This window comes from Polynucleobacter sp. MWH-Adler-W8, from assembly GCF_001889925.1.
Taxonomy (GTDB): Bacteria; Pseudomonadota; Gammaproteobacteria; order Burkholderiales; family Burkholderiaceae; genus Polynucleobacter.
Genome location: NZ_LZFI01000010.1, coordinates 43270 through 54618, shown reverse-complemented (window position 1 = coordinate 54618; position 11349 = coordinate 43270). Strand labels below are relative to the sequence as shown.

The 11349-nt window shown below is 42.1% G+C and carries 10 protein-coding genes; 7 read left to right on the top strand and 3 right to left on the bottom strand.

From position 1 onward, the window contains the following. Window positions 1-18: 18 nt before the first annotated feature. A complete protein-coding gene (locus AOC28_RS10455; RefSeq protein WP_072583919.1) occupies window positions 19-1788 on the bottom strand; it encodes an ABC transporter transmembrane domain-containing protein in 1770 nt (589 codons plus the stop codon). Between the two features lie 142 nt (window positions 1789-1930). On the opposite strand from AOC28_RS10455, the gene AOC28_RS10450 reads away from it, so the two are divergent. After that, complete coding sequence (locus AOC28_RS10450) at window positions 1931-2167, top strand: CDGSH iron-sulfur domain-containing protein (RefSeq protein WP_072583918.1); 237 nt, start codon at window positions 1931-1933, stop codon at window positions 2165-2167. 13 nt (window positions 2168-2180) lie between these two features. On the opposite strand, the gene hemC is transcribed toward AOC28_RS10450, so the two are convergent. Beyond that, complete coding sequence (gene hemC / locus AOC28_RS10445; protein ID WP_072583917.1) at window positions 2181-3158, bottom strand: hydroxymethylbilane synthase; 978 nt, start codon at window positions 3156-3158, stop codon at window positions 2181-2183. A gap of 89 nt (window positions 3159-3247) precedes the next feature. Here hemC and bchI point away from each other — a divergent pair, with 89 nt between their 5' ends. Continuing rightward, complete coding sequence (gene bchI, locus AOC28_RS10440; protein ID WP_072583916.1) at window positions 3248-4282, top strand: magnesium chelatase ATPase subunit I; 1035 nt, start codon at window positions 3248-3250, stop codon at window positions 4280-4282. Next, window positions 4279-6096, top strand: coding sequence for a VWA domain-containing protein (locus AOC28_RS10435; RefSeq protein ID WP_072583915.1), 1818 nt, complete (start codon window positions 4279-4281; stop codon window positions 6094-6096). The genes bchI and AOC28_RS10435 overlap by 4 nt, the downstream gene beginning before the upstream one ends. A gap of 104 nt (window positions 6097-6200) precedes the next feature. Here AOC28_RS10435 and AOC28_RS10430 read toward each other — a convergent pair whose 3' ends face one another. Further along, complete coding sequence (locus AOC28_RS10430; RefSeq protein WP_072583914.1) at window positions 6201-7079, bottom strand: alpha/beta fold hydrolase; 879 nt, start codon at window positions 7077-7079, stop codon at window positions 6201-6203. A gap of 139 nt (window positions 7080-7218) precedes the next feature. Here AOC28_RS10430 and AOC28_RS10425 point away from each other — a divergent pair, with 139 nt between their 5' ends. From AOC28_RS10425 to AOC28_RS10410, 4 genes are all read left to right on the top strand, one after another. Beyond that, complete coding sequence (locus AOC28_RS10425) at window positions 7219-8124, top strand: polyprenyl synthetase family protein (RefSeq protein WP_072583913.1); 906 nt, start codon at window positions 7219-7221, stop codon at window positions 8122-8124. A 14-nt stretch (window positions 8125-8138) separates the two neighbouring features. Then, window positions 8139-9302 carry a methyltransferase gene (locus AOC28_RS10420; RefSeq protein ID WP_083564299.1) on the top strand — a complete coding sequence of 388 codons (1164 nt, stop codon included), beginning with the start codon at window positions 8139-8141 and terminating at the stop codon, window positions 9300-9302. A gap of 80 nt (window positions 9303-9382) precedes the next feature. Next, on the top strand, window positions 9383-10333 hold the full coding sequence (bchC, locus tag AOC28_RS10415; RefSeq protein WP_072583912.1) for a chlorophyll synthesis pathway protein BchC: 951 nt from the start codon (window positions 9383-9385) through the stop codon (window positions 10331-10333). Further along, entirely contained in the window at window positions 10330-11337 is a 1008-nt protein-coding gene (locus tag AOC28_RS10410; protein ID WP_072583911.1) for a chlorophyllide a reductase iron protein subunit X, read from the top strand. The genes bchC and AOC28_RS10410 overlap by 4 nt, the downstream gene beginning before the upstream one ends. Window positions 11338-11349 lie beyond the last annotated feature (12 nt).

Here is an 11349-nt window from a genome sequence, read left to right as displayed (position 1 = left end):
AAATGTTGTTCTTTATTGTCAGGCATCAGTAAATTGCAGCTTAGCTAGATGTGAGTAAAGACCTTGCTTATTCACAAGTGAGGAGTGGTTGCCAATTTCGACAATGCGACCATTCTCCATGACGACAATTCTGTCAGCTTTTTTGACAGTCGCCAGTCTATGTGCAATGACTATGGTTGTTCTATCTTTCATTGCCTCTTCGAGTGCTTGTTGTACCAGTCTTTCTGAATCTGCATCTAAGGAGCTAGTTGCTTCATCCAATAAAAGTAATGGTGGATTTTTTAGTAAAGCTCTTGCTATGGCAATTCGTTGTTTTTGACCGCCAGATAGCCTGACACCTCGGTCACCTAAGAATGTGCTGTATCCATCAGGTAACTTGGATATGAATTCATCCACAAAGGCAATCTTAGACGCCTTAATTACATCCTCATCGCTTGCATTTTCATCACCATAGCGGATATTTTCTAGCGCATTTTCAGAAAAGATGCTGATATCTTGAGGCACCACTCCAATGAGTTTTCGTAAATCATCTAATTTATAGTTTTTTATATCAACGCCATCAAAAGAAATGCTACCTGACTGAGGATCATAAAATCTCTGTATTAATTTAAATAAGGTTGTTTTACCTGAACCTGATGGACCTACAATCGCAATTTTTTCTCCAGCCTGAATATTTAGAGAAATATCTGTAAGTACATTTGTTGGAATGGATTGGTAGTGAAAGCTTAATCCTTGGATGTTAATGCTGATAGCTTTATTAGCTGATGAAGGAGGAATAAAGGGTTCTTTAGGATTTTGTACTTGTGACTCGATGCTCAATAGCTCTAAAAGTCTATCGCCAGCACCAATCGCTCTTTGTGAGTCACCAAGAACCTCTGAAAGAGCTGCTATGGATCCTGCAACAATTACTGCATATAAGAAAAACTGGGTTAGTTCACCACCAGACATCTCCTGGTTGCTGACTGCATAAGCGCCAAGCCACAACACAGTGATGATGCTGGTAAAGCCCAAGAGTATGGCAACAAAAGTAAGCTTGCCGCGAGCTGCACTCCTAATTTTTGAAGCCAAAAATGAAGCTTCAACAGATGTGTTAAATGCCCGGATTTCTTTTTGTTCATTTGCAAACGACTGAACAGTAAGAATGGCATTTATTTTTTCACCAGCTATTGCAGAGGCTAGCGCAATTTTATCCTGTGAATTTCTGGATAGCTTCCGAACTTTTTTACCCATCACCATGATGGGTACTACAGTTAATAATAGGGTAGCAAGAATTAGTAAAGACAATTTAATACTGGTAATAAACATCATTGTCATCCCACCAAGCAGTAGAAATAAATTTCTCACCGCCATAGAAACGCTTGTACCTATTAGTATTTGAACTATTGAAGTGTCGTTATTGATCCGAGAGAGAAGTTCGCCACTTTGTTGGGTTTCAAAGAACTCTGGACTTTGTACGATGATATGTGAGTAGACTGCTTTGCGGATATCACAAGTGACTCTTTCCCCTAGCCAGGAGACGATGTAGTAACGCAGTGCACTTGCAAATGCGAGCACAAACGCAGCCGCAAAAAGATTAATGAAGGTTAGGTTAATTTGCTCATGGCTTATATCGCTAAATCCTAGATCAATGATCTTCCGAAAACAAAGTGGTACTACTAAAGTTGCTGACGCAGCAAGAATAAGACTTACTGCAGCAATTATTAGCTGTTTTTTATATGGCCTTAAAAAAGGTAAAAATGACTTTATTGAGTTAAGTTTTTTTGAGTTTTGAATTTCTTTATCAGTCATAAGCCATTTTTTATTGCTTTATTGCATTGTTATTGAGGATTTATCTTATTTTGAAGGGGGTGCTTGACTATTAAATATAGCTGTTATGTAATGGCCTTGCAGAAGTTATCTTACATAGATTCAGTAATTCAGAGGCATTTTTATGAGAAAAAAGAAGTCTGATAATTTGCCTTATCCGCTATTAGTAGATGCGGAAAAAAAATATTACTGGTGCGCCTGCGGTTTGAGTGATACGCAACCTCTGTGCAATGGCTCCCATGCAAGTGATACAGCTCAGCCTATTGAATTTTCAGAGATGCAAAGCAAAACTGTCTACTTATGTGGATGTAAGCACACCAAAACACCGCCTTATTGCGACGGTAGCCACGCAGATCTCTAATTAGGCAAGCGCTTTACTTGCTCACATTGGGAATTAAATCTGCAGCACCCTGTGCCAGCAAGTCTTTTGCAACGGCAAGTCCCAAGGCTTCTGCATCCTCAACCGATTGCACTGCCCCACTTCCCTGTGCCAGGCAAATCGCTTTGCCATCAACACTTGCCACAAAAGATCGAATGTTCATTTGGCTCTGATCCCACACAGCATGTGCGGCAAGCGGTACTTCACAAGATCCGCCTAACTGACGCGATACCATGCGCTCAGCAGATACTGCAAATAAAGTTGGCAAGTCATTCAATGGAGCAAGCCAATGTTTGATATTTGGATGCTTGCTTAAAGTTTCGATACCAAGAGCGCCCTGACCTGCAGCTGGCGTATAGGGATCGTATGGCAAAAATGCACGAATGCGTGACTCTAGGCCTAAACGTTTTAAACCAGCGGCTGCCAAAATAATCGCCTGGTACTCGCCTTTATCTAATTTACCCATGCGGGTATCTAAGTTACCGCGCAATGGCTGGATTACTAAATGCGGAAACTTAGCGCGCAAAACGGATTCGCGGCGCAAACTGGATGTGCCTACTATTGCACCTTGAGGAAGCTCTTCAAGGCTGGTGTAATCATTCGAAACAAAGGCATCACGCGCATCTTCCCTGGCCATGACGCAAGAAAGATCGAATCCCTCAGGCATCACCATCGGGACATCCTTCAGGGAGTGAACCGCTAGGTCAGCACGACCATCTTCGAGAGCGGTTTCCAGCTCTTTCACAAAAAGGCCTTTGCCACCCACTTTAGAGAGGGCTCTGTCCAAAATCTGATCCCCACGGGTAGTAATGCCCAAAATCTGGACATCGCAGCCTGGATAGAGCTTTTTAAGGCAATCCCGGACGTGCTCAGCCTGCCACATGGCTAGGCGACTTTCACGGGAAGCGATTACGAGGCGCTTTGGGGCTGCCAAAGATGAAGAGGTGGGGTTAAAACTCAGGGTTTGCGACATGGCAATCTGCTCAAAGCGTTATTAACATCTGGTTAAACTGAGCTAAATTTAACCTATATTTTAATTTGAATGATTTATGTAGGACGTCAATGACTATCAACTTCCCCTTTACTGCCATTGTTGCGCAATCAGAAATGAAGCTGGCAATCGCCCTCTGTACGATTGACCCTTCGTTAGGCGGTGTTCTTATTTTTGGAGATCGTGGAACAGGTAAGTCCACCACCATTAGATCCTTGGCCTCCTTGCTTCCAACGATGAAATCAGTGGTTGGCTGTAACTATCATTGCGATCCAGATGCTAATAGCCTTTGTCCTGAATGTGAGCTCAAAAAGAGTGCGGGACATAAGCTAAGGTCCGAAAATATTTCTGTTCCAGTGGTAGATTTGCCGCTTGGAGCTACGGAAGATAGAGTTGTAGGCGCTTTGGATATTGAGAAAGCCTTGACCCAAGGCATCAAATCCTTCGAGCCTGGCTTGCTTGCAAAGGCTAATCGTGGATATCTTTATATCGATGAGGTCAATTTACTTGAAGATCACTTAGTTGACTTGCTAATTGATGTAGCTGCTTCTGGTGAAAATATTATTGAACGTGAGGGATTGAGTATTCGACATCCGGCTAGGTTCGTTCTTATTGGAAGCGGTAATCCGGAGGAAGGGGAGCTGCGCCCGCAAATGCTTGACCGTTTTGGACTATCTATAGAGGTAAAAACACCTACTGATTTTAAAGAACGGATTGAGATTATAAAAAGACGAGATGAGTTCGAGCGGAATCCAGAAAAATTTATTGCCAAGTGGGAAGAGTCAGAAGAAGGCTTTAAGAAGCAGATCATTAAGTCGAAGAAGCTTCTGGATAAAGTGGAGGTAGATGATCAATTGCTTGAGTCTGCTACTAAGCTTTGCGCTCATCTTGGCACTGACGGCCTAAGAGGCGAGCTTACCTTGCTTAGAGGTGTCAGAGCATTAGCTGCTTTTGAGGGTAAGAAAAAAGCGAATCTGAATCATTTAAAGAAAATTGCGCCAATAGCGCTTGGGCATAGATTGCGTCGTAATCCACTTGACGATAGCAATTCAAAAATTCGTATTGAGCGTGCCATGCAAGAATTCTTTGCTAGTACTGAAAAGTGAATCCAGTACAACAAGCTTGGTTTGATGCAAACTTAATCGCCATTCTTTTGGCTATTAACCCGCGTGGCTTAAAAGGAGTATCGATAAAGAGCCAGTTTGGGCCCATCAGAGATTCCTGGCTTAATTATTTTATGAATCTATTGCCCGCAGATAGTAAAGTTATTAAAGCTCCGGCAAATTTATCCTCCGAGCAATTATTTGGCTCATTAGATATTGAAAGCGCACTTTTATCTGGAGAATTTAAGGTCAGCCAGGGCCTTCTAGAAAGGCTGGGCGGGCAATATCTTCTTTTGCCCATGGCTGAGAGAATGAATTTACAAACGATAACTCATATATCTCAGGCTTTAGATGAAAAAAATCTTTTCAATCATCCTCATGCGGCCAACAATGATCACTTTGGAGTAATTGTCTTTGATGAGTCTGAATTCCAAGAGGAGGGTGCTAACCTACGATTATTAGATAGGCTTGCGTTTGGGATTTATCTCGATCGTTTTTCAATTAACGATACTAAGAAATATCTAGAAGTTACTCCGTCCGATATTAAGGACGCTATAGCATTGCTACCATCTGTAACTTGCCCCCAAGATTTGATGGAGGTACTCATAAAAGCTGGTCTGAGCCTTGGAATTTCCTCATTAAGAGCCAATCAATTTGCATTAGATGTTGCCAAGTCGCTAGCTGCGCTGAGGGGATTAATTACGGTGGGCCAAGAAGAGGTAATTGATGCTGCACGACTTGTCTACACCCATCTTAAAAGTATGCAATCGCCGCTCGAAGAGGGGGCAGACAATAAAACAGATGACGGCGAAGATGTTGAGGGTAATCAGGAAAGTCAACATAACTCAGACAATGAACTTTCAAAAGATGAAGAAACCTCAGATTTAGAAAATACAGATCCTCCATCTTCTGCTGATGAATTAGAGGAGTTAGTGGTTGAAGCTGTACAGGCTTCTTTACCCCCAAAATTTATGATGCGGATGAATCAGACCCTAAGATCCACCAAGACTAAAGCGAGTATTGCTGGTAAATCGGGATCAACTGAGAAAAGCTTCACCAGCGGGAGACCTCATGGTGCAAGAAAAGGGCTTCCTGGTAATGGCAGGCGCCTTGATATCTTAAAAAGTATTCGATCTGCTATCCCATGGCAAAGAATACGCGCTCAACAGAACAACGCTTTCTTAAAAGCAGATAATAGAAGCAAAATTCACTTTAGAGCAGAGGATTTACATACCAAACAATATTTGAAACGCCGAGGCACGATAACTATATTTTTGGTGGACGCCTCTGGCTCATCAGCAACTCAACGATTATCGGAGGCTAAAGGCGCTTTAGAAGAATTATTGAGTCAATGCTACATTCGACGCGATGAAGTAGCAATGCTGTCTATGAGAGGCTCTAAGGTAGATATTGTTTTGCCGCCAACTAGGTCGCTAGTTAGAGCAAAAAGAAATTTAGCTACCTTACCCGGCGGTGGCGGCACCCCCCTTGCATTAGGACTTCGTTCCGCTAATGAAATGGCAAGTTCATCAGAGCGAAAAGGCTTAACGCCAATCATCGTAATCATGACTGATGGTAAGGCAAATGTTAATTTGAATGGCGTAGGCGGAAGAGCGGGGGCTCACAATGATGCAATCACGGCCGCAAAAGAGTTAAGCATGAAGAGTCATCGAATTTTATTTGTAGACACTGCACCTCAACCCGAAAAATTAGCCCAAGAGCTTGCTGGGATCATGGCTGCACAATATTTCCCCCTTCCGTATACCGGGTCCAGAAAAAAAATTACATCTGCAGCTATTCAATTGGCAAATTTCTAATATAGGCTTGCTCTCGAATTTTTCGGAGAACCTTTTTGCCTTTGATGTAAGCATTTAAAAACATCCCAAGACCAAGGGCAATGCAGATAATTATTAATACATTGTTAAGAGTTGACATTCTCCTCTTCCTCCTTATTTAAGGCATTCTGAATTAAGTTCAGAGCCATTTCTTCATCGCCTTCGTGAAATAAGTGGCCACCTTTTAGCTCAATCACTTTTGCTTTATCAAAATATTCCCTAATTACGTCACGTAAATTTTTAATTGGTATCCAACCATCATCTTCTGAGAGGATGAAGGTCAATTTTGATTTTATTAATTTGCATTTCTTTAGCAAAATCGCTATGTCTGTTCCTGCCATGAAGCTCATAGAGCCATTAAGATGATCTGCGCTATTAAATAAAGTCTTATATTTCTCTCTTTTATCAGGGCTTAACTTTGTTTTCGTTGAGTCTAAAAGTCCATCAATAATCTTTGTGTGAGGCAATAGGTCACTTAATATGGAAGTGAAGAATGACGAAGTGACAATAGGATTTAATAGTGGGGCTATAAAGTTTTGATAAAAGCTAGGTAAGGTAATTAGTGATGGGTTTAGTCCAATGATTTCTTTGGGTTGCTCATTAATGAGTGCGTAACTTAATCCAAGTGTTGCACCAGCAGAATGACCAATAATGTAATCAAAATATTGAATACCTAAACCTTCCCTTAGCCTTGTGAGTTGGGTTGCAAGCTCATCTAAGCTGAAGGACTTTTTTCTAACACTCGTTGTAAAACCATGACCCGGCAAGTCAGGAGCAACCACGGTGTAATTCTTTGCTAACTCTGTAAAGATTGTTCCCCAGGTGTGTGCTGAAGAACCAGTTCCATGAAGCATGAGCATGTGTTTTGGCGAATTACCCCCAACTTGTACATGCCAAGATAGGTCCTCAGTCTTTATCTCTCTACTGAAGGATTGGTTAGGCCAATCCTTTGGAATGTTTTTCATTTGTATTAAAACTTCACTCTAATTAAGGGTAAACCCGAATAAATAAGTTTGACAGCTCGATTAATTGTGTCTATATTTTTTTACATATTAAATTGTATTTTAATTTAGACAAAGCTATTTCCTTCATAGGGGCAAGATCATGTCACCAATTAAGCATTTGGATCGGGCAATAGAGCAGGCGTTGAAATCGCACGAGTCTATGAAGGGGCCTCCTTCGCTAAGCAAGGCTATTAGACATGCTGTTTTTCCTGGTGGTGCACGGATTAGGCCTCAGTTGACTTTGGCAGTGGCTCAAGCCTGCGGAAATGATGATCCCCAATTATCGATGGCCAGTGCAATTTCTATTGAAATGATTCACTGCGCCTCTTTGGTTCATGATGATTTGCCTTGTTTTGATAATGCAGATATGCGGCGCGGTCAGACATCAGTTCATAAAGAATATGGCGAAAGGTTGGCCGTCTTAACTGGTGATGCGCTGATTGTTATGGCTTATCAAACAGTTGCAGCTGCTTCAAGAAGATCCTCTCATCGCTTAGCACCAATTATCAAAACGATTTCACAGGGCGTTGGAGCGCCATTTGGAATTATTGCCGGACAGTCTTGGGAGTGTGAGACACAAGCCAACCTTAGTGACTATCAGAGAGCTAAAACTGGAGCGTTGTTTGCTGCGGCAACCTCAAGCGGTGCACAGGCTGCTGGAGCTGATGCCGAGACATGGAGGGGTTTGGGTGAATGGCTTGGCGAAGCGTATCAAATTGCAGATGATATTCGAGATGTATTAGGTGATGCGCAATTTTTGGGGAAGCCTGCAGGGCAAGACCAGGAACATCATCGCCCTAGCTCTGCAAAAGAATTGGGATTAAATGGAGCTGTTGAGCATTTTGATTTGTTGGTCGGTAAGGCAGTGGCATCCATTCCAAGCTGCATAGGTGATAAGGCGCTAAAAAAATTAGTCGCATTTGAGGCCGAGAGATTACTGCCTTCATCATGGTTTGAGCGTGGTGAAAGACACATTGCTATTGAAACCCTTCGTCAGGCTGCATAGCGCGCCTAATTAGAGTGCCTCAAGCCCGAACAACTCTAATTGAACAAGACCAAAGTGAGTATGGTCTGTGGGATAGGTTATTTATCTACAAAGATAAGCTAATAGCAAATTCTCGATTCCAAAATACAGTCGCAAAAATTCCATTTCTAAGACGTATCGCAAAAAAAAGAGCTAATCAATTATTTGATGTAATGGCGGGTTTTGTATATTCCCAAATCCTTCTAGCTTGTATACGCCTAAATCTTTTTAATCATTTAAAAAACGGTCCATTAACTTTAGAGGCCATAAAAAATAAATGTGGTTTAGAGCAAGCACCTCTAAAACAATTACTAGACGCCGCCGTATCAATTGATTTATTAGAAATTCGCAGCAATCAAAAATTTGGTTTGGGAAAGTTAGGTGCACCGCTAGTTGAGAATTCTGCTTTAGCGGCAATGATTGAGCACCATACCGTTTTGTATGAAGATTTGAGAGATCCTCTTCTTTTACTATCTGGCAAATTGAAGAGTAAGAAATTAGAAAAATTTTGGCCTTACGTTTCTAATGATCTTGAGGATCAAGAGTCTCTTAAAGATCGAGATCGAGTTAAGGGCTACTCAGATTTAATGTCTACATCGCTACCATTGGTGGCAGATCAAGTCGTAAGCGCATATGATTTTTCTAGGCACCGCTGCTTATTGGATGTTGGAGGAGGGCAGGGTACTTTTTTAAAAAGAGTGCATCTTCAATCCCCTCGGTTAGAGAGAATGCTTTTCGACTTGCCGGGTGTTGTGAATCTTGCCGCAGAAAATTTCTTGGCCAATTCAGAAGATCAATCCATCAAAGTTTTTGGTGGTGATTTCTTTAAAGATGACCTGCCTAGTGGAGCAGATTTAATCACTCTTATCCGTGTCATTTTTGATCACGATGATGAGCGAGTAAAAATTTTACTGAAATCAATTTTTAAGGCTCTTCCTGCAGGTGGCAAGTTATTGATTGCTGAGCCTATGGCAGAGACGCCTGAACATCCCCCAATGGGGCATGCATATTTTGGTTTTTATTTAATGGCGATGGGTAGGGGTCGACCCAGAACAGTTGAAGAGATAAGTCATTTAGCTCTTCATGTTGGCTTTAAAAATATCGACATATTGCACTCGGATATGCCTATAAATGCCCAAGTTTTGCTACTGAGCACCTAATTAAGGGTAAGTACTAATAGCTAGTATTTGAATAGTGTATAAATTACTTTACATAGAACATAGTAAATATAAATAGACATATGCAAAGTCAGCTTCATTCCACAGCAGTCTTACTTGAGTCTCCAAGAGAGCTCAGGTTGAAGCGACTTTTACTTGATGAGCCTAATGACTCAGATGTTGTAGTGCAAATTGAGTGGAGTGGCATCAGCACTGGGACTGAAAAGCTACTTTGGAATGGAACCATGCCAGATTTTCCTGGGATGGGGTATCCGCTAGTTCCTGGATACGAATCCGTTGGCAGGGTTACTCGGGTAGGAAAGTCATCACACCTAAGTCTTAACCAAAGAGTTTTTGTTCCTGGCGCAAAGTGTTTTGGTGATGTGAAGGGATTGTTTGGAGGGGCTGCCTCACATGTTGTTGTTCCTTCCGATAGGGTTATTGAACTCCCCGAAGAAATTGGCGAAGAGGGTGTCTTGCTTGCTTTAGCAGCCACCGCCTATCACGTGACTCAAGGAAAAAAATCACTACAACCCGATTTGATTGTGGGCCATGGCGTATTGGGAAGATTGATCGCTCGAATTGCAGTCATGTTTGGTCACCAGCCAGTTGTCTGGGAAATTGATGCAGATCGTATGGGTGGAGCTAAGGGCTATACAGTTCTTCATCCTTGTGATGACAAAGATAACCAATATAAAAAAATCTGCGATGCAAGTGGACAGGTGAGTGTATTAAATAAATTAATTAGTCAACTCCAGTTTGGCGGAGAAATTACCCTTGCTGGTTTTTACGACAAAGACATTCAGTTTAATTTTCCTAGTGCATTTATGAAGGAAGCTAAATTGCGAATTGCTGCGCAGTGGGCACCCCAGGATTTGAAAGATGTAAAGCAGCTTATATCGTTTGGCAAATTAAATCTGGATGGATTGATAACTCATCATCGTAAGCCTTCTTCAATTGGCGATGTATATCGCACCGCATTTGAGGATCCTAACTGTCTCAAAATGGTAGTTGATTGGAGAGAAGCACTATGAATGCCCCAAGCGTCCCAAAAGAAATAACAATTCAATTTACGCAATTGAAAAAAGAGGCCGCTATTGAGCCTGATCAGGTCCATACAGGTGAGATTGAAAAAGAAACTCAGATCATTGCAATTTATGGCAAAGGCGGAATTGGGAAAAGCTTCACATTAGCCAACCTGTCCTACATGATGGCGCAGCAGGGCAAAAAGGTATTGCTGATTGGCTGCGACCCAAAAAGCGACACCACTTCATTGCTATTTGGAGGTAAAGCTTGTCCTACCATTATTGAAACTTCTTCCAAAAAGAAGTTAGCCGGTGAAGAAGTCAAGATTGGCGATGTTTGTTTTAAGCGTGATGGCGTATATGCCATGGAATTGGGTGGCCCTGAGGTCGGTAGAGGGTGCGGTGGCAGGGGAATCATTCATGGCTTTGAAACACTGGAGAAGCTTGGTTTTCATGACTGGGGATTTGATTACGTATTGCTAGACTTTTTAGGTGACGTAGTCTGCGGAGGTTTTGGATTACCAATTGCTAGAGATATGTGTCAGAAGGTTATTGTTGTGGCAAGCAATGATCTCCAGTCGCTCTATGTTGCTAATAATGTGTGCTCTGCAGTTGAATACTTCCGTAAATTAGGTGGCAATGTTGGTGTTGCTGGCATGGTTATCAATAGGGATGATGGCACTGGCGAAGCAACAGCTTTTGCTGAGCATGTAGGCATCCCTGTACTTTCGGTTATTCCAGCGAATGACGATATCAGAAGGAAAAGTGCTAGCTACGAAATCATTGGTAAGCCAGATTCACAATGGGGTCCGCTCTTTGAGGGTTTGGCAAGTAATGTTGCGGAGGCGCCTCCAGTGCGACCAAAGCCAATGGCTCCAGATGATTTGCTGGGCTTATTTTCAGCAAGCCAGGTTGGTAGAGATATCGTTCTTGAGCCTGCAACAATTTTCGATATGGTTGGTAAGAATGAAGTGATTAAGCCAACGCTTGAAGTGATTTACGACAAAGCCTAGAAACCGGAGCCA

Excerpts from the sequence above, each read along its gene's own strand:
- AOC28_RS10425 (WP_072583913.1), top strand. The coding sequence starts at position 7,219 with ATGTCACCAATTAAGCATTTGGATCGGGCAATAGAGCAGGCGTTGAAA.
- hemC (WP_072583917.1), bottom strand. The coding sequence starts at position 3,158 with ATGTCGCAAACCCTGAGTTTTAACCCCACCTCTTCATCTTTGGCAGCC.
- bchI (WP_072583916.1), top strand. The coding sequence starts at position 3,248 with ATGACTATCAACTTCCCCTTTACTGCCATTGTTGCGCAATCAGAAATG.
- bchC (WP_072583912.1), top strand. The coding sequence starts at position 9,383 with ATGCAAAGTCAGCTTCATTCCACAGCAGTCTTACTTGAGTCTCCAAGA.
- AOC28_RS10455 (WP_072583919.1), bottom strand. The coding sequence starts at position 1,788 with ATGACTGATAAAGAAATTCAAAACTCAAAAAAACTTAACTCAATAAAG.
- AOC28_RS10450 (WP_072583918.1), top strand. The coding sequence starts at position 1,931 with ATGAGAAAAAAGAAGTCTGATAATTTGCCTTATCCGCTATTAGTAGAT.
- AOC28_RS10430 (WP_072583914.1), bottom strand. The coding sequence starts at position 7,079 with ATGAAAAACATTCCAAAGGATTGGCCTAACCAATCCTTCAGTAGAGAG.
- AOC28_RS10410 (WP_072583911.1), top strand. The coding sequence starts at position 10,330 with ATGAATGCCCCAAGCGTCCCAAAAGAAATAACAATTCAATTTACGCAA.